The following is a 16,631-nucleotide window of genomic DNA, read 5'->3' as shown; positions in this document are numbered from 1 at the left end:
CAGGCGAGCCTGCTCCACAGAGCAGGCTCGCCTTTTGTGCAGGGACGCCGCGTGGACAGACCTATCGACAACCCCGGTCGCCGCGGTCACTTCTCGTTCGCGACTGAGTTTCTTGCCGCTTCAGCTTCCCCTAGCGCCGTCGCGCGTTCCTCGCAGCAGACCTCCACGGTCTTGTCGCCGAGCTTGACCTTGATGCTCTGTTGATCGAGTTCGCAGTCGCAGGCGGCACAGGTTCTCTGGTTCATGGTGTCCGCCTCCTCTTCCGTCGTTTCGACGTCTGCAAGAAGACCACGTCCGCCGCCCGCCGGCTGTCAGATTGTTTAGTGATTTAACGCAGTCGAAGGCTGCGCTGGAATTCGGCCGGCGTCCGGCCGTATGCCTGCCTGAAGGCGGAACTGAAATGGCTGTGGCTGGAAAAGCCGAGCTCGAGGCCGAGCGCGGTCAGGTCGTGATGCGATCCGAGCAGGTCGAGCGCCCGTGCCAGCCGCAGACGCAATTGATAGCGGTAAAGCGGCATCGCTTCGAGCTGTTGGAAAAGCTGGGTCAGATAGACAGGCGAGACACCCACCTCCTTCGCGACCTCGCTGAGTGTCCAGCGGCGAGCAAGATCGCTCGAAAGCACCAGCTTCGCGCGGTCGACCAGCTTCTGGCCACCATAAGTGCCGGCCGCCCCATGTGACGTCCGTTCGCCAAGGGAGTGCCTGATGAGCGTGAGGTCAGGGTTTCCGCTTCCAGCGTCTCAGCGACACCACGAGCCAGGCTGTGACGCAACAGCGCCACCAGCGCCTGGGCGCGCGCGTCGATGCGCCGTCGCTGGCGCCTGAAGGAGACATCTCCGCCGGAGCGCAACTCTTCCTTCGGCGCGAGCTCGGCGAGGACCTCTTCGCTGGCCTTCACGTCGAGACAGGCGTCACCGCCGGCGACCGGATGGCTGACGCGATAGTCTTCGCCTCGGTTGAAGAATATCAGCTGATTGGATTCGGCCACCGCATCCGTCCCGCCGACATGCCGCATGAAGACGCCGCGGTACGGGTAAACCAGGCTCGTCGAATGCGCGCATTCCTCGGCACCTCTGCCCCGGCATGACCCATCGCAGACCACGTCTCGAAGCGTGACGGTCGACGTCGCAAGAATGGTCTGGCACGACAACTGGGACATTGCGATCCTACACATCTCGTAGAAATCGTTGTATGCCGCACTGCGCGACAGGCCAATATCCTTCAACTGATGGTCAGAGAGCTGGAGCAGGTCCAGGCGACCGCGCCGCGTATCCATCCATCGGGCGAGCCGCGCCAGCAGCCGAAATGGCAGGCTCCGTCCTTCGAGCGCGGCAAAGGCGGAAACGCTCGGCTGCGGCGGAACGAGTCGCGCCAAGACGTAGTGTTGCGTCCCATAGGTCAAGGTCCTATCCGACATCGAATGATCTCCCCTCATCGTGTTCATGAGAGGAAACTGACGCATGGCGGCAGCCGGCGCTGTCAGATTGTTTAGGGATTGCGATGGCGCGGCCGCGTGCCCCCGGCCCGGACCGGAATTCCGACGAGATCATTATAAATCCGGCGAAAAGGACGCCGCCAAGCAGGGCGTACCGGTTCCGCCCGAACTCCGGTGACGCGGCCGGCGCGCAATAACCGTCGCCAAACAACGTCCATTGCCTTACCTTCGAGCACGTGGGACGGTGACTGCTTGCGAGGCACAGCCATCGGGGTTGGCGCCACCTTGCTCGGCCTCCGTCACCAGATAGCGGATCGCCTCGATGATATCGCGCTGGGTGCTTCTGGCTGCTTCCTATGTTCTCGGCGCCGGCACCGCCGAGGGGCAAGACCCTGCAGCCGTGGACCTCCAACTTGTCCTGGCCGTCGACGTCTCCTATTCGGTAGGGCTGGACGAACTGCGGCTTCAAAGGACGGGCTACGTCGAGGCGTTTCGCCGGCCCGAGATCATCAGGGCAGTCAAGACCGGGCCGATCGGCAGAATTGCCGTGACCTATGTCGAATGGGGCGGCAAGGCCATTCAGGTGCTGCCCTGGACGCTGATCGAGGACGCCCAAGGTGCGGCACAATTTGCCGAAACATTGGGCCGTCAGCCGATCAGGCGGATCTCGTTCACTTCGATCTCGAACGTGCTTGCCTTCGCGCGAAGGCTTATTCACATGAGCCCCTATCGGGCAAGGCGACGCGTGATCGACATATCGGGAGACGGACCCAACAATGCCGGGGTGCCAGCGCCGGTTGCCCGAAACAGCACCGTCGCCCAAGGGATCGTCATTGACGGGCTCGCAATCATGTTGAAAGGCACGCCGGATTCAGCGTCGATCCCCGATCTCGATGCCTATTACAGGGAATGCGTTATCGGCGGAGAAGGGGCGTTCGTCATGAAAGTGACGGAGGCCAGCCAGTTCTCCGCTGCCATTCTCGCCAAGCTCACCGCCGAGATCTCCGGATTGAAAGTCAGCGGAATTTGGCAGCGCTGGCCGGAACTAAGACGTGCCGACTACGCTCAATCCTACAATTGCTTTGTTGGCGAGGAGCTTCAGGAGCGCTCCATCGGCAGGTGAGGTCTAGCGGAGGCCACGCACGCCTCGGGCAACATGCATCAGAATGTCGGGGGCGTGCAGGCGCTTATGACCTCGCATGGGACGGGCCCCACGCATCGGAACCGGTGAGGACGCCGGCTCTCGAAATAGTAGGCGTCGCCGGGCCCGAGTATCCGCCGGTCATTGTCGACGGTCACTTCCAGGCGCCCCGAGAGCACGATGCCGCCCTCTTCGCCCTCATGCACAAGCGGGATCTTGCCCGTGTCCGCGCCCGGCTGGTAGCATTCCTTTATGATCTGCAGGCTGCGGCCGAAGAGGTTTTCGCCCACCTGGCGGTAGGAAATCGCCCCTTTGCCGATCTCAACGAGTTCCTCTGCCGCATAGAAGGCCTTGCGCGGCGTTTCCGGCTCGAACGCAAAAAACTCGGCAAGCCCGATCGGTATGCCGTCGAGGATGCGCTTCAGCGCTCCGACCGATGGATTGGAGGCGTTGGACTCGATTAGCGAGATTGTCGAGTTGGTCACCCCTGCCCGTCGCGCCAGCTCGCGTTGGGAGAGATTGTGCGCGATCCGTATGTGGCGGAGCCGGTTGCCAATATCGACAGACATCTTGCACCTTGTGTTTCGGATGTTCGAAATATGGAAATTACCGTCACTCGTCTCTCATATTTTCAATGACTTAAAAATACCAAGAAAAGGACTTGTTCGACGATAGGAAATCACTGATTCCATGGCAACCCTGAAGGAGGACGCCATGGACAATCGCAGCAAGACCAACACCCCTGTTCTCGACAATTTCTGGATGCCCTTTACCGCCAACCGGCAGTTCAAGGCGGCGCCGCGTCTGCTGGCGAGCGCCGAGGGCATGTATTACACGGACGTCGACGGCAATAGGGTGCTTGACGGCACGGCCGGCCTCTGGTGCGTCAATGCCGGCCACGGGCGCAAGCGGATCGCCGAAGCGGTCGAGCGGCAGCTTCGGACCATGGACTTCGCGCCGACCTTCCAGATGGGCCATCCGATCGCCTTCGATTTTGCCGCAAAGCTTGCCGCAATCGCGCCCGGCGGCGCGGCCGCGAAACTCGACCGTGTCTTCTTCACCGGTTCGGGCTCCGAATCCGTCGATACGGCTTTGAAGATCGCCATCGCCTATCAGCGCGCCATCGGTCAGGGAACCCGCACCCGCGTCATCGGCCGCGAGAAGGGCTATCACGGCGTCGGCTTCGGCGGCATTTCCGTCGGCGGCCTCGTCAATAACCGCCGCGTCTTTCCGCAGATTCCGGCCGACCACATGCGCCACACGCTCGACATCGAGCGCAATGCCTTCTCGAAGGGCCTGCCGGCGCACGGCGTCGAACTCGCTGAGGATCTCGAGCGCCTGGTCGCGCTGCACGGTGCCGAGACGATAGCCGCCGTCATCGTCGAGCCCATGTCCGGGTCGGCAGGCGTGATCCTGCCGCCGAAGGGCTATCTCGAGCGCCTCCGCGCGATTGCCGACAAATATGGCATCCTGCTGATCTTCGACGAGGTCATCACCGGTTTCGGCCGCCTCGGCACGCCGTTTGCCACCGACTATTTCGGCGTCGTGCCCGACCTCGTGACGACCGCCAAAGGCCTGACGAATGGCGCAATTCCGATGGGTGCGGTGTTTGCCAGCCGCAAGGTTTACGACGGCCTGATGACCGGCGCCGACAACCAGATCGAACTCTTCCATGGCTATACCTATTCAGGCCATCCGGTCGCCAGCGCCGCCGGCATCGCGACGCTGGAAATCTACGAGGAAGAAGGATTGCTGACGCGGGCCGCGGAACTCGCCGATCATTGGCAGGAGGCACTGCATTCGCTGAAGGGCCTGCCGCACGTCGTCGACATTCGCAATCTCGGCCTCGTCGGGGCCATCGAACTCGCCTCGCGTGACGGCGCCCCCGGCACACGCGCCTATGATGTTTTCGTGGATTGCTTCCGCAAGGGCCTGCTGATCCGCGTCACGGGCGACATCATCGCCCTGTCGCCGCCGCTGATCATCGAGAAGGACGAGATCGGCAAGATCGTTTCGATCCTCGGTGAGGCCCTGAAACGAGCCGCTTGACCACTATGGCAGCCGGCTCGGATATGGACCGGGTCGGCTGACCCCTACTGCGAAGCACGCGGCATTCGCCCGACTTATGTGAAACGGTCGGCGTTCGACGGGCCAGACCAACCGCCGCGCAACGTGCCGCTCCATGCGGCCGAATTCATCCGGCAGGACGTCGCGGCCTGAGCGCCGGACACATGCCGTTACAAAAGCTCCGTCCGGCAGACACATCCTCAATACACGCACCCGCTCAAATGGCGACACCGACCTCGAGGACGAGGTCTCGACCGCCAACTGCGTGAAAGGATGAACACTATGAAAACGTCTCGGATCATGACGGCTGCGCTGCTGATCGCTGGAACCGGATTGGCGCTGCATTCGGCCAGCGCACAACAACCGTCAATTCAGCGCACTGATCTCCTGCAGCATGATCTTGGCGCGCCCGGCCGCGAGGCCGTCCAGGTGCGCGTTGATTTCGAACCCGGCGCAGTCTCCATCAAGCACTCTCATCCGGGCGACGAGGTGGCCTATGTCCTCGAAGGCTCGCTGGAATATCAGCTTGCCGGTCGAGCGCCGGTCACGCTTCATGCCGGCGAGACCTTGTTCATCCCGGCCGGCGTGGCGCATGTGGCAAAAAATGTCGGCAGCGGCAAAGCATCGGAGCTTGCGACATACATCGTCGAGAAAGGCACCCCGCTTGTCGTTCCGGTCAAGTGAGCGCTCGACATCGATCCCGGAACCACAAAGAAGGACGTGCGAAGATGACCGCACAGCAACCGACCGACACTTCCGCACTCTCCCGCCGTGCTCTGCTTCTGAACGGAGCCGCGGTCGCGGCCCTTGCGTTGCTTCGCCCGTCGACGGCGGATGCCGCGGTGCCTTTGGAGGCCGGTGACATTCGCCCCTTCCGTGTGGATGTCCCGACCGCAGAGCTCGTCGAACTCCGGCGGCGCCTTGCCGGGACACGCTGGCCCGAGCCAGAAACGGTCGATGACCGCTCCCAGGGCGTGCCGCTTGCGAAGCTTCAGGCGCTCGTACGTTACTGGGAAACGGACTACGACTGGCGCAAGGCAGAGGCGAAGCTCAATGCCCTGCCGCAATTCCTGACGAATATCGACGGCCTGGACATTCATTTCATCCACGTTCGTTCGCGCCATCCGAACGCATTGCCGCTCATCATGACCCATGGCTGGCCCGGTTCGGTCTTCGAACTGCTCCACGTCATTGGCCCGCTGACCGATCCCACGGCGCACGGAGGGAAAGCGCAGGACGCCTTTCATCTCGTGCTGCCGTCCATTCCCGGTTTCGGCTTTTCGGAAAAGCCGAAAGGCACCGGCTGGAATCCCGAGCGGATCGGCCGTGCCTGGGACGTTCTGATGAAGCGGCTTGGATATGCGAACTACGTGTCTCAAGGCGGCGACTGGGGTGCCATCATTTCCGATGCGATGGGCCGCCAGGCCCCTCCGGGCCTGCTCGGCATCCACGTGAACAGGATTGAGCGCGCGACCACCATTCCGCCGGAGCTTGCCAGGGCGTTGAGAAGCGGGGATCCCGCGCCGGCGAATTTGACCGCCGAGGAACGGGTCGTGTTCGACCAGGCCCGAGAGTTTCTTAAGACGGGTTTCGGATACGCCGCGATCATGGGGACGCGTCCGCAGACCCTCGGCTATGGCCTCGCCGACTCGCCAGTTGGCCTGGCGGCGTGGTTCTATGACAAGCTTGCCGACTGGGTGTTCACCCGCGGCGAACCGGAGCGCGCGTTGAACCGCGACGAGATTCTCAACAACATCACGCTTTATTGGCTGACGAACAGCGGGACCGCGAGCGGCCGAATTTACTGGGAGAACAATGCCGGCAATGCCAAGCGGACCGCTATCTCGATCCCCGCGGCAGTGACGATTTTCCCGGGCGAGGTTTACAGGCCGCCGAGGAGCTGGGCGGAGCGGACCTACCGCAACCTGATTTACTACAACCGCGTGGACAAGGGCGGACACTTCGCCGCCTGGGAAGAGCCGCAGCTGTTCAGCGCCGAGCTGCGCGCCGCTTTCCGGCCATTGCGCCGATTCTAGCTTCGCTTCGTCGCTGCATGCGCCGGTGAATACTGCTACCACGGCGTTCTCATTTTGATAGTAAATGGCAGTTGAACGGTGGAGTCGCGCAGATGGAGCACATCGATCACATCCTGATCGTCGACGACGATCGGGAAATCCGGGAGCTGGTGTCGGCTTACCTGAAGAAGAACGGTCTGCGCGTTACCACCGTCGCCGATGGGCGCCAGATGCGCATATTCCTCGATGCCAATACCGTCGATCTGATCATTCTCGACCTCATGATGCCGGGCGACGACGGCCTTGTCCTGAGCCGCGAGTTGCGCGTCGGCAAGCACAAGGCGACACCGATTGTCATGCTGACCGCCCGTTCCGACGAAATGGATCGGATCATCGGGCTGGAAATGGGCGCGGACGACTATCTCGCCAAGCCGTTCTCGGCCCGCGAGTTGCTCGCCCGCATCAAGGCGGTCCTGCGGCGGGCGCGCATGCTGCCTCCGAACTTGCAGGTCTCCGAGGCCGGTCAAGTGTTGCGTTTCGGTCAATGGAGGCTCGACACGACGGCAAGGCACCTCATCGATGTCGACGGCACGGCGATCGCGCTCAGCGGCGCTGAATACCGTCTGTTGCGCGTCTTCGTCGATCACCCGCAGCGTGTCCTCAACCGCGATCAGCTTCTCAATCTCACACAGGGACGCGAGGCCGAACTCTTCGACCGTTCGATCGATCTCCTGGTCAGCCGGGTTCGCCAGCGCCTCGGCGACGACGCCCGCGAACCGACCTACATCAAGACCGTCCGCAGCGAAGGTTATGTCTTTTCGATGCCAGTCGAAATCGTGGAGCCACGCTGATGGCGAGGCCTGCGGTCCTCGAGGGAATTCGTCTATGGCCGCGCACACTCCGAACGCGGCTATTCGTTATTCTTCTTGCCGGCCTGGCGATCGCCCATGCCATGTCGTTTGCGGTGCTGTTTTCCGAACGCTACATCGCCGCCCGGTCGGTGATGTTCAATACGCTCGAAACCGACGTCGCGACCTCGATCGCCATCCTCGACCGGCTGCCGGCGGCGGAACGCGCCGCCTGGCTGGAGAAGCTTGAGCGCGGATCCTACAGCTTCGTTCTGGGGCAGGGTATTCCCGGCAATCCGGCGCTTGAAGCCGACGACGCCGAGATCGCCTCCAGGATCCAGGCCGCGATAGGCGCGAAATACCCAATCGAGGTTGAATCTCTCCCCGGTGGAATCCGCCGCCTTCAGGCACATCTTCGCTTAAGCGATGGCGAGCCGCTGACGATCGACGTCACGCCAAGGGGCGTCATGCCGGTGGCTGACTGGCTGCCTTACGTGCTCCTTGCGCAGCTCTCGCTCCTCGTGCTGTGCAGCTTTGCTGCGGTGCGTCTCGCAGTCCGTCCCCTCGCCAATCTGGCGAAAGCCGCCGATGCGCTTGACCCGAACAGCAACACGCCGCGGCTCAGCGAGACTGGGCCAAGAGAAGTTGCGCATGCGGCAACGGCTTTCAATGCGATGCGAGACCGCATCGCGCAGTATCTGGAGGAACGCGTGCAGATCCTGGCCGCGATCTCGCATGATCTGCAAACGCCGATCACGCGAATGAAGCTTCGCGCCGAAATGGCCGAAGACTCCATCGACCGGGACAAGCTCATTCAGGACCTCGGCGAAGTCGAGCGTCTCGTCAAGGAAGGAGTCGCCTATGCGCGCAGCGCCCATGGCAAGGACGAAAAGGCCTCGCGCATCGATCTCACCTCGTTCATCGAGAGCCTGGCCTATGACTATCAGGATACCGGCAAGGCAGTCACGGTCGGCGAACTGAGCGACGGTGCAATCGTGACCCGACCGCACGCCTTGAGACGGATCCTCACCAACCTGATCGACAATGCGCTCAAATTTGGCGGCAGCGCCGAAATCGAGGTTCAGCGCTCCGCCGACGGCACCGTGTCCATACGAGTGCTCGATCGCGGTCCCGGCATTCCGGAAAGCCAGCTGAAAGCGGTCCTGCAGCCGTTTTTCCGCCTGGAGCAATCGCGCAACCGCGATACCGGCGGAACCGGGCTCGGTCTTGCCATTGCCCACCAGCTCGCATCGGTCATCGGCGCCTCGCTGACCTTGCGCAACCGCGACGGCGGTGGCCTGGCAGCCGAAATTACCCTCGGAACGGCGTGAGGGCGGCCGAAGCCGCCCCATATAGGCTCTCTCCAAACGGCAACCGCTTAGTATCGCAGCGGTTCGCCGGATTGTTCCCGGATCATGTACTCGGCGTACCAGATAGGCCAGTCCTCGTCCCGGTGGCCGAGCTGCTTCTCGTATTGGCCGTGAGCGGCTTCCGCGCGCCGGAACGCGCTCGCCAGATCGGCGGCCGACGTAAATGTCGTGGCGCCCGCATCGACGCGCCCGGGGAACCGCGTCGTGACCTCCTGCAGCAGCCAGCTATTGCCATCCGGATCGGTGAACGTGGCGTAGGAGAAGTAGCTGCGCCGCTCCGGATCTGGGCCATTGACCGGCTGCTGCCCTGGGCCGGCCCGGTGGAAGATTTCGCTCACTTCTACGCCGCGACCGATAAGGTCGGCGCGCGCGGCGGCTATGTCGGACACGACGAGATAGAGCCCGGTTGCCGAGCCCGGTGCGGTCGAGGTGATGCCCTTGCCGAAGTGGATGGAGGACGGCGAGCCCGGGGGCGTGAACTGGATGCCCCGAAACGTATCGCCAACGACGAAGTCGGCGTCGAGACGCCAGCCCAGATCGCTGTAGAAGCGCTTGGCACGATCGACGTCGGAAACGGGGATGACGACGACCTCGAGCTTAAAGTCGACGCTCGAGGCCCTCTCGATGCTGGTTGCAGTTGTCACGGTGTTTTTCCTTTCGACAGAGTTGACGACGCGGAGGCCGGATTTCCGCTCCGACTGTCGAGGCACACATGGCGCTCCGCACATGTATGGGATGTTTCGCGACGGGGTGAAAATGTAATCCAGTTTCTCACAACACCGACGCAGACACATTGTGATACGAAGGCACTGTCGCGGCCGAAAAGCGCGATCAAGGGCTATCCGACCGACGAGCAAGATCGTCAGCTCCGCCAAGGCAGAGGTGCCCTTGCATCGTATTCCGGGCGGATTGCGGGTCGCTCCGCGGCCTGCGGGGAGCGGTGGGTGACGGCTGTCATCGGGCACCGCCCGCAGCCGCCACGCGTGATCAGCGAAAGCGATCAGAAACGATCGACATCGACTACGGCCTGGGCAAAGGCCTGCGGCGCCTCCTGCGGCAGGTTGTGACCGATGCCGCCCGTGATCAACCGATGCTCATACCTGCCCGAGAATTTCCTGGCATAGGCCGAGGGCTCGGGATGCGGGGCACCATTGGCATCGCCCTCCAGCGTGATCGTCGGTACGCCGATCACCGGGAATTCGGCGAGCCGCTCCTCCAGATCGTCGTACTTCCGCTCACCGTCGGCCAAACTGATCCGCCAGCGGTAGTTGTGGATCGTGATGTCGACATGATCCGGGTTCTCGAAGGCGGCCGCGCTTCGGTTGAACGTGGCGTCGTCGAACTCCCATTTCGGCGATGCCAGCTGCCAGATGAGCTTCGCGAATTCATTTCGATTTCGCTCGTAGCCGGCACGCCCGCGTTCCGTGGCGAAGTAGAACTGGTACCACCAGGCAAACTCCGCGCCGGGCGGCAGCGGCATCTTGTTGGCTTCACGGCTGCCGATCAGGTAGCCGCTCACCGAAACCATGGCCTTGCACCGCTCCGGCCAGAGAGCGGCGATGATGTTGGCAGTTCGCGCGCCCCAATCGCAGCCCGCGATGATGGCATTCTCGATCCCGAGGGCATCCATCAGCGCGATGACATCGGCGGCGATCGCCGACTGCTGGCCGTTGCGCGGGATATCGGCGGAGAGAAAGCGCGTCGTGCCATAGCCGCGCAGATAGGGAACGATCACCCGATAGCCGGCTGCCACTAACAGCGGCGTCACATCGACATAGGTGTGGATATCATAGGGCCAGCCGTGCAGGAGGATGACCACGGGCGCATCGCTCGCGCCGGCCTCGGCATAGCCGACGTTCAGGACGCCGGCGTCCATCTGTTTGATCGACGCGAAGGATGTATTCGTCCCCGGTGTGACGGCGGGAACTTGCGATACTGCGCGGTCATCCGACTGCGCCCCGGCGACGCCCATCATGCCGAGTTGAGCGGCGGCGACGGTCAGCGCCGCCACACCCATGAAACCGCGCCGCGCTTGATTGATTTCCTCTGTCATCGGTTGCTCCGGATTGTGTGAACCCGCGCAGGGAAATGCGACGCTCATGTATCGCCACTGTGAAGGCGCCGGACGGGAAATGCATGCCCGTGTAGAAATAGCGGCATGGAGATACAGTGCGTTACAATCCGCTGCGCCGGAATATGGCCGCAGCAGCTGCCTCACGCTGCAGACGCGCCCTCACGCGCATTCCGCCGGATCGTCTGGGGCGGCTGGCCAAGTGTGCGAAGAAAGGCTCGGCGCATGCGATCGCGATCGGCAAAGCCGGTTTCCTCGGCGATCACGTCCATGGAATGGCGCCCCTGCTCCATCATCAGCCGGGCCGCCTCCACACGGAGGCTCTCCACGGCCTTGGCGGGTGATTGTCCCGTCTCGGTCCGAAACGCCCGGCTGAACTGGCGCGCGCTCAACCCCGCCGCATCCGCGAGCTCTTCCACCGAAAGGACGCCGCGGAGGTTCGCCTTTGCGTAGTCGATCGATCGCTGGATCCGGTCGGACTTCGGATCGAGTTCGAGCAATGCCGAGAATTGCGACTGGCCGCCGGCGCGGCGGTGATAGACGACGAGCTTGCGGGCGACTGCACGGGCGACTTCCTGGCCGTGGTCCTTTTCGATCATCGCGAGCGCAAGATCGATGCTTGCCGTCATCCCGGCAGATGTCCAGACGCTGCCGTCGACGATGAAGATGCGATCCTCCTCGACCTTCACGGCCGGGAACCGCTCCTGGAGCTGTCGTGCGAAGGCCCAATGGGTGGTGGCCCGGCGTCCGTCCAGCACGCCGGCTTCCGCAAGCACGAATGCGCCGGTACATGGCGCCGCCACCCGTCGCGCGGTTTCGAGCGACCGTCTCGCGAATTCAATCAGTCCCGGCGTCATCGGCTCGATCGTCGAGCTGGCGCCGAACATGACCGTGTCGTAGGGGGTGCCATCGAAGGCCTTCGTGAGGACGCCGAAGCCGGCGGACGACTTGACCGCGCCGCCCTTCTCGGAAAGCAGCTCTATCTCGTAGGCCGTTTCTCCCAGTGCGACATTCGCCATCTCGAAGGCCGTCACCGCCGCGAAGCCCATGAGCTGGAATCTTGGAAAGACGACAAAGCCGATCCGATGCATGGCGCGACTCCCTGGGTGGAATTGCTGGATATACGCTCTTTGCGTCATGATATCGACCGCTCCACTGTGCGTGATCCCCGAGGGTTCTTGGCCGGACGGCGCAATGGCGGCGAACGGCCTATCGCAAACACAGCAACGGTTCCGAGCGTCAACATGATGACGACGGCAAGAAAGCCGTCACCGAATGCGAGCGCCCATGCCTGAGCTCCGAGGCCGTAAATCCGATCTGCGTCGAAGGCGTGGTAAAGCGACGCGCTCTCGGCGAGGCCGTCGGAATGGAACCTCTGACGCTGCGTAACGAAATTCGAGACGACGCCGACGCCGAACGTCGTGCCAACCAGGTTGCTTATGTTGAAAGCGAGCGATGCCGTCGGGAGGTCCGCGAGCTTCAAGCTCCCGGTGCCGACGACCATGGCCGGGGCCAGGAGCAGGAGCTGGCCCGCCGAATAAATGGCGAGCGCCTGACGGAACTGCTCGCCGGCGGCAAGCGCCGTCCCATTGACCATGAGCACTGCACCAAAGGCCAGGAGAGCTACGCCAAGTCCCATGACCACACGCAGATCGCATAGGTGCACGAACCACCAGACCAGCGGGAGAGCGAGCACATGCGCCGCCGCCGCCCACAGCATGAGTTCGGAGATTTCGACCGGGCTATGTCCCTGCACGATCGCAAGGAACTGCGGGACCAGATACAAGCTCACCACGAGGCCCGCACGCAACAGGAAATTGAGCCCGATCGGGATCCCGAACGTCCGAGTGACCAGCAGCCGCGGTGCTATGAGCGGCAGCGAGGAGAAACGGACCGCGAATACGAATCCGATCCAGGCGACAACGGACACGAGCGTGCCCCAGACGATGATTTCGCTTTCGAACCAGAACCGGCGCGTTCCCTGATTGAAGACCAGAACCAGGCTCGCCAGGGCAAGCGACAACAGCGTAATCGCCACCCAATCGGTCTTGAGCGCCGGCCAGCTGGGCGCTTTGTGCGGAACCCACAGGCGGGCAGCAAGAGCGAACAGCGCGCCGATGGCTGCCTGTATCAGGAAAAGAGCTCTCCACCCGAAACTGTCCTCGACAAAACCGGAAATGACCGGCCCAGCCGTTCCGGGAAGGAGGAGCGCGAATGCCAGGATGATGATGACATAGGGCAAACGCGGCCCACCGGCGACCATGAAGGTCGCGACGAACGCCGCAGGTCCGAACCCACCCGCCGCGAAGCCTTGCACCGAACGGAACGCAATCATCGCGCTGAGGTCCGTGGTCGTGGCACAGCAGAACGCGGCAGCGGCGAACAGGACCGAACTCGCGACCAGATAGCGCCCGATGCTCAACGTGCCAATCAGGATGCCAGAGGTAACCAAGCCAGCGCAGCTGGCCATCGTATAGGCGGTGAGTATCCAGGACCCCTCGTCCGCGGTGGAGGAAAGACCGGCCTGGATGTCGGCGATGTTGGTCGTTGCGAACTGGGCCGACAGGTTCACGAGGAATGATCCCGCCAACCCCGTGGCCAGGAACAATAGATTTCGTAGCGCCAGGGTTGGCGTGCTCATCTCAGTTCTCCTTGGTGAGGCGTCACCACCTTGTCGTCGCGTTTCGGGAGGATGCCTCGACGGCCGCGATCAACCGACCGCGGCCCGATAGCGAGCGGCGGGGACGCTGCGGGAAAGGTTCGGCATGAGCCTCTGGCGCGCCGCTTCGTAGGCCTCCCAATCGGCGGCGTCCGGAAGCGACGGAATGGTGACGCGCTCGCCGAGATCGAGGCCGGCAAGCGCGGCGTCCACCATGTCCTCGGCGGGCATCACGATCTCGCTCGGCACATGCTCGAGAGGAGAGCCGGCGATGCCCCAGAAATCGGTGGCGGTCGCGCCCGGAAGCACGGCTTGAACTCGGATATTCTTGTCGGCAAGCTCCTTCTGCAGCGACAAGGTGAAGGCGAGCACGAAGGCCTTGCTGCCGCCGTAGACGCCGTTCAGCAACTCTGGCGCGACGCCGACGATCGACGCGATGTTGATGATCGCACCCGCTCCGCGGGCAACGAAACCGGGGACCGATGCATAGGTAAGCCGCGTCAGCGCGTTGACGTTCAGCGTGATCATCTCGTCCACCTTGTCGGCATCAGAGGCTAGCAGTGGCGCCGTGGCACCGACGCCGGCGTTATTGACCAGCAGGGTTATGCTGGCGTCGGTCTGAAGTATCTTCTCGACGCGGCCGAGATCGGCCTTGTTGCCAAGGTCCGCCGCGACCACCTCGACGGCACGGCCGGTATCGTCGCCAAGACGCCTTGCGAGTTCATCGAGGCGGCGTTGATTACGGGCGACGAGGATCAGATCGTATCCCCTGCGCGCCAGGCGATCGGCATAGATCGCCCCAATGCCGGAGGAAGCGCCGGTAATCAGCGCGGTACCTTTCGAGTGCTGGGTCATGACGGGCTCCATTCCGTTGGATGTGGAGCCCTGATATTAGGTCGAGACGGCCATGTCTCAAATGTCATATATCCAGCATTTTAGGACATGAACTTGTGTGGCGCGAGTCTTGTCAATTGAACGGGCCGTTCAGCCCGCGCTTCGGGATCGCCTGCACCGAACCCCAGTCGGACGAAGCCATTCGCCCGCCGAAGAGCGCGGCGGTTGCGGACGGCTTTCGCGGATCGGTGTCCCAGGCACAGGGCGCGGCCGCGAGCGCGAAGATGGCGATGCCCATCACAAGAATGCGCATTCGAACTCCTATTTGTTTTTGAGCCAGGATGCTCATCCGAACGTGAAGACGAAGGCTTCGACGCCCGGATCTAGGAAGCGGATCTCGAACGTCCGCTCACGGACCTCGCCCGACTGCCTTACGAGCTGATAGAGACGCGTCTCGGTTACCGCCCCCTGCCCGGCGGAGTCGATGTCCGAACCGTGATCCGGACCCGGTGCGACGCCATCGACCTTCACCTGAAAGCGCACCTTCTTGCCGTCTTCCCCGGGTCCGAGGACAAGGTGCAGGTCGCGCGCACTAAACCTGTAGGTGATCGCTCCGCCGGAGCGGTTGAGTGTCGCTTGCTCTGCCCGGACGGTCCAGTTTCCGGCGAGCCCCCACTGGTTGAGGCGCGGTTTGCCGACCGTATAGTCGCGCGGCTCATCGGCTGCGACGCCTTCGGGCGAGACGAAATTCCCGGCACGCATGTAGCCGACATAGTCCTCGCCGGACTGGAGGTTGGCGATATCGGGGGCGGCTGCCGCACCCGTGGCGTCCGGCCTGACAAGACCGCCATCGGCAGCGCGGCCGCCTGCCGCCTCCGCCAGCAGCTTCTGGATGACGCGCTCCGACTGCTCATAGTCGCCTTCGCCGAAGTGATGGTGCCTGATCCGACCCTCGGCATCGATGAAATAGTGCGCCGGCCAGTAACTGTTCCCGAAGGCGCGCCAGATCGCAAAATCGTTGTCGATCGCAACGGGGTAGCCGATCCGAAAATCCCGGACCGCGCGTTTGACGTTGTCGATCCGCTTCTCGAAGGCGAATTCGGGCGCATGCACGCCGATCACGACCAGTCCTCGATCCCGGTACTTTTCCGCCCAGGCGCGAACATAGGGTATCGTCCGGATGCAGTTGATGCAGGAGTATGTCCAGAAATCGACGAGGACGACCTTGCCGCGCAGCTGCTCCGCGGTCAGCGGCTCGGAATTGAGCCACTCAACGGCCCCGTCGAGCGAGGGGAAGGTACCTTCGACCGGCAGGCCGCTTCGATAGGTGCGCCGGGCATCATCCGCTGCCTGCGCCACGCGGTTGCTCGCCGTCTTGTCCGCTGCTTCCACTGCGTCGCCATGCAGGCGATCCAGCAATGCCTGCTCGAGGCCGGTGGTCCGCGCATAGGAAAGCCGCGCCAGCAGCCCGGTATCGAGGCCGAGGGCGATCGCTATGACGCCGGCGAGCACCGCAACGCCGGCGCCCTGTCGAAGGCGATCGCCGACACCGAGCGACCGTTTCATCGCCGCGAATACCCTTCCGCCGGCAAGAACGGCCATCGCCAGAGAGGTGGCGGCACCGGCGGCGTAGGCGGTCAGTAGCAGCGTCGTCTGCACGTTCGCCCCATGGAGCGCGGCGCCGGTCAGCACCAGCCCGAGGATCGGCCCCGCACACGGCGCCCACAGAAGCCCGGTTGCAACGCCGAGAAGGAAGGATGCCCCCACATTCCCCTTTTGCCCGGCCGCCCTTCGTGAAAGCCGGTCGCCGAGCGCAACTGCCGGGCGGGTCAGCACGGCGGCGATGCGCGGCGAAAGCAGCGTCGCGCCGAAGGCGGCGAGCAGTGCAATTGCCGCGTAACGGCCGATCGCATTCGCCTCCACCGCCCAGTTTCCGCCAACCGCGGCAAGCGTTGCGACACCCGCGAAAGTCACGACCTTGCCGAGGAGCATCGGGAGGGCGCTCCTCGAAAATGGCTGACCAGCTCTAGAGAACACGAAGGGCAAGACTGGAAGGATACAGGGGCTGATGATGGTCAGCACCCCTGCGAGATAGGAAATCGTGAAGAGAATCATGGTCGTCCCTCTGCAGTGGACCAACGCATTCCTGCGACGGTCGCTTGACTTTCACTGCAAGGGGATCAGCACGAAGT

Annotated in this window: 15 protein-coding genes and 2 pseudogenes; 6 read left to right on the top strand and 11 right to left on the bottom strand. The window is 63.2% G+C overall.

Annotated features, from left to right (window positions below; genetic code table 11):
* Nucleotides 1–86 precede the first annotated feature (86 nt).
* From RHIBR816_RS37900 to RHIBR816_RS38860, 3 genes and pseudogenes are all read right to left on the bottom strand, one after another.
* Nucleotides 87–245 (bottom strand): hypothetical protein, encoded by a 159-nt coding sequence (locus tag RHIBR816_RS37900; protein WP_018236350.1) that lies wholly within the window; start codon nt 243–245, stop codon nt 87–89.
* An 83-nt stretch (nt 246–328) separates the two neighbouring features.
* Nucleotides 329–1,158 (bottom strand): annotated as a pseudogene (locus RHIBR816_RS33900) (helix-turn-helix domain-containing protein).
* Between the two features lie 45 nt (nt 1,159–1,203).
* A pseudogene (locus tag RHIBR816_RS38860) lies at nt 1,204–1,416 on the bottom strand (DUF1127 domain-containing protein); the annotation flags it as partial.
* 340 nt (nt 1,417–1,756) lie between these two features.
* Between RHIBR816_RS38860 and RHIBR816_RS0109780 the strand changes: the two are divergent.
* A complete protein-coding gene (locus tag RHIBR816_RS0109780) occupies nt 1,757–2,557 on the top strand; it encodes a DUF1194 domain-containing protein (protein ID WP_018236347.1) in 801 nt (266 codons plus the stop codon).
* A gap of 38 nt (nt 2,558–2,595) precedes the next feature.
* On the opposite strand, the gene RHIBR816_RS0109775 is transcribed toward RHIBR816_RS0109780, so the two are convergent.
* A complete protein-coding gene (locus RHIBR816_RS0109775; protein WP_018236346.1) occupies nt 2,596–3,144 on the bottom strand; it encodes a cupin domain-containing protein in 549 nt (182 codons plus the stop codon).
* 145 nt (nt 3,145–3,289) lie between these two features.
* Here RHIBR816_RS0109775 and RHIBR816_RS0109770 point away from each other — a divergent pair, with 145 nt between their 5' ends.
* The 5 genes from RHIBR816_RS0109770 to RHIBR816_RS0109745 all read left to right on the top strand — a co-directional run bounded on the left by RHIBR816_RS0109770 (nt 3,290) and on the right by RHIBR816_RS0109745 (nt 8,836).
* Complete coding sequence (locus tag RHIBR816_RS0109770; RefSeq protein WP_026186821.1) at nt 3,290–4,624, top strand: aspartate aminotransferase family protein; 1,335 nt, start codon at nt 3,290–3,292, stop codon at nt 4,622–4,624.
* A 300-nt stretch (nt 4,625–4,924) separates the two neighbouring features.
* Nucleotides 4,925–5,326 (top strand): cupin domain-containing protein, encoded by a 402-nt coding sequence (locus RHIBR816_RS0109760; protein WP_026186820.1) that lies wholly within the window; start codon nt 4,925–4,927, stop codon nt 5,324–5,326.
* Between the two features lie 44 nt (nt 5,327–5,370).
* A complete protein-coding gene (locus tag RHIBR816_RS0109755; protein WP_018236342.1) occupies nt 5,371–6,678 on the top strand; it encodes an epoxide hydrolase family protein in 1,308 nt (435 codons plus the stop codon).
* 92 nt (nt 6,679–6,770) lie between these two features.
* Complete coding sequence (locus RHIBR816_RS0109750) at nt 6,771–7,508, top strand: response regulator (RefSeq protein WP_018236341.1); 738 nt, start codon at nt 6,771–6,773, stop codon at nt 7,506–7,508.
* The gene (locus RHIBR816_RS0109745) at nt 7,508–8,836 is read left to right on the top strand and encodes an ATP-binding protein (RefSeq protein ID WP_018236340.1); all 1,329 of its coding nucleotides are present in this window, start codon (nt 7,508–7,510) and stop codon (nt 8,834–8,836) included. Before RHIBR816_RS0109750 ends, RHIBR816_RS0109745 begins: the two co-directional genes overlap by 1 nt.
* 47 nt (nt 8,837–8,883) lie before the next feature.
* On the opposite strand, the gene RHIBR816_RS0109740 is transcribed toward RHIBR816_RS0109745, so the two are convergent.
* The 7 genes from RHIBR816_RS0109740 to RHIBR816_RS0109710 form a co-directional block, all read right to left on the bottom strand.
* Nucleotides 8,884–9,519, bottom strand: coding sequence for a VOC family protein (locus tag RHIBR816_RS0109740; protein WP_018236339.1), 636 nt, complete (start codon nt 9,517–9,519; stop codon nt 8,884–8,886).
* Nucleotides 9,520–9,875: 356 nt separating this feature from the next.
* On the bottom strand, nt 9,876–10,928 hold the full coding sequence (locus tag RHIBR816_RS0109735; RefSeq protein ID WP_018236338.1) for an alpha/beta fold hydrolase: 1,053 nt from the start codon (nt 10,926–10,928) through the stop codon (nt 9,876–9,878).
* A 161-nt stretch (nt 10,929–11,089) separates the two neighbouring features.
* Nucleotides 11,090–12,037, bottom strand: coding sequence for a GlxA family transcriptional regulator (locus RHIBR816_RS0109730; RefSeq protein ID WP_018236337.1), 948 nt, complete (start codon nt 12,035–12,037; stop codon nt 11,090–11,092).
* 44 nt (nt 12,038–12,081) lie between these two features.
* Complete coding sequence (locus RHIBR816_RS0109725; protein WP_026186819.1) at nt 12,082–13,587, bottom strand: MFS transporter; 1,506 nt, start codon at nt 13,585–13,587, stop codon at nt 12,082–12,084.
* Between the two features lie 69 nt (nt 13,588–13,656).
* The gene (locus tag RHIBR816_RS0109720) at nt 13,657–14,460 is read right to left on the bottom strand and encodes an SDR family oxidoreductase (protein WP_018236335.1); all 804 of its coding nucleotides are present in this window, start codon (nt 14,458–14,460) and stop codon (nt 13,657–13,659) included.
* Nucleotides 14,461–14,572: 112 nt separating this feature from the next.
* Nucleotides 14,573–14,752 (bottom strand): hypothetical protein, encoded by a 180-nt coding sequence (locus RHIBR816_RS33895; protein WP_018236334.1) that lies wholly within the window; start codon nt 14,750–14,752, stop codon nt 14,573–14,575.
* Nucleotides 14,753–14,784: 32 nt separating this feature from the next.
* Nucleotides 14,785–16,554, bottom strand: coding sequence for a cytochrome c biogenesis protein DipZ (locus tag RHIBR816_RS0109710; RefSeq protein ID WP_026186818.1), 1,770 nt, complete (start codon nt 16,552–16,554; stop codon nt 14,785–14,787).
* Nucleotides 16,555–16,631: the final 77 nt, after the last annotated feature.

The sequence above is a fragment of the Ensifer sp. BR816 genome (assembly GCF_000378985.1).
In the GTDB taxonomy this organism is placed as follows: Bacteria; Pseudomonadota; Alphaproteobacteria; order Rhizobiales; family Rhizobiaceae; genus Sinorhizobium.
The sequence above is the reverse complement of the archived record's forward strand: the minus strand, read 5'-3'. Positions and strand labels throughout refer to the sequence as shown.

Bases quoted from the DNA above. Each gene is read 5' to 3' on its own strand.
- RHIBR816_RS33895 (WP_018236334.1), bottom strand. From the start codon at position 14,752: ATGCGCATTCTTGTGATGGGCATCGCCATCTTCGCGCTCGCGGCCGCG.
- RHIBR816_RS0109770 (WP_026186821.1), top strand. From the start codon at position 3,290: ATGGACAATCGCAGCAAGACCAACACCCCTGTTCTCGACAATTTCTGG.
- RHIBR816_RS0109710 (WP_026186818.1), bottom strand. From the start codon at position 16,554: ATGATTCTCTTCACGATTTCCTATCTCGCAGGGGTGCTGACCATCATC.
- RHIBR816_RS0109780 (WP_018236347.1), top strand. From the start codon at position 1,757: ATGATATCGCGCTGGGTGCTTCTGGCTGCTTCCTATGTTCTCGGCGCC.
- RHIBR816_RS0109730 (WP_018236337.1), bottom strand. From the start codon at position 12,037: ATGCATCGGATCGGCTTTGTCGTCTTTCCAAGATTCCAGCTCATGGGC.
- RHIBR816_RS0109750 (WP_018236341.1), top strand. From the start codon at position 6,771: ATGGAGCACATCGATCACATCCTGATCGTCGACGACGATCGGGAAATC.
- RHIBR816_RS0109725 (WP_026186819.1), bottom strand. From the start codon at position 13,587: ATGAGCACGCCAACCCTGGCGCTACGAAATCTATTGTTCCTGGCCACG.
- RHIBR816_RS0109755 (WP_018236342.1), top strand. From the start codon at position 5,371: ATGACCGCACAGCAACCGACCGACACTTCCGCACTCTCCCGCCGTGCT.
- RHIBR816_RS0109735 (WP_018236338.1), bottom strand. From the start codon at position 10,928: ATGACAGAGGAAATCAATCAAGCGCGGCGCGGTTTCATGGGTGTGGCG.
- RHIBR816_RS0109745 (WP_018236340.1), top strand. From the start codon at position 7,508: ATGGCGAGGCCTGCGGTCCTCGAGGGAATTCGTCTATGGCCGCGCACA.
- RHIBR816_RS37900 (WP_018236350.1), bottom strand. From the start codon at position 245: ATGAACCAGAGAACCTGTGCCGCCTGCGACTGCGAACTCGATCAACAG.
- RHIBR816_RS0109720 (WP_018236335.1), bottom strand. From the start codon at position 14,460: ATGACCCAGCACTCGAAAGGTACCGCGCTGATTACCGGCGCTTCCTCC.
- RHIBR816_RS0109760 (WP_026186820.1), top strand. From the start codon at position 4,925: ATGAAAACGTCTCGGATCATGACGGCTGCGCTGCTGATCGCTGGAACC.
- RHIBR816_RS0109775 (WP_018236346.1), bottom strand. From the start codon at position 3,144: ATGTCTGTCGATATTGGCAACCGGCTCCGCCACATACGGATCGCGCAC.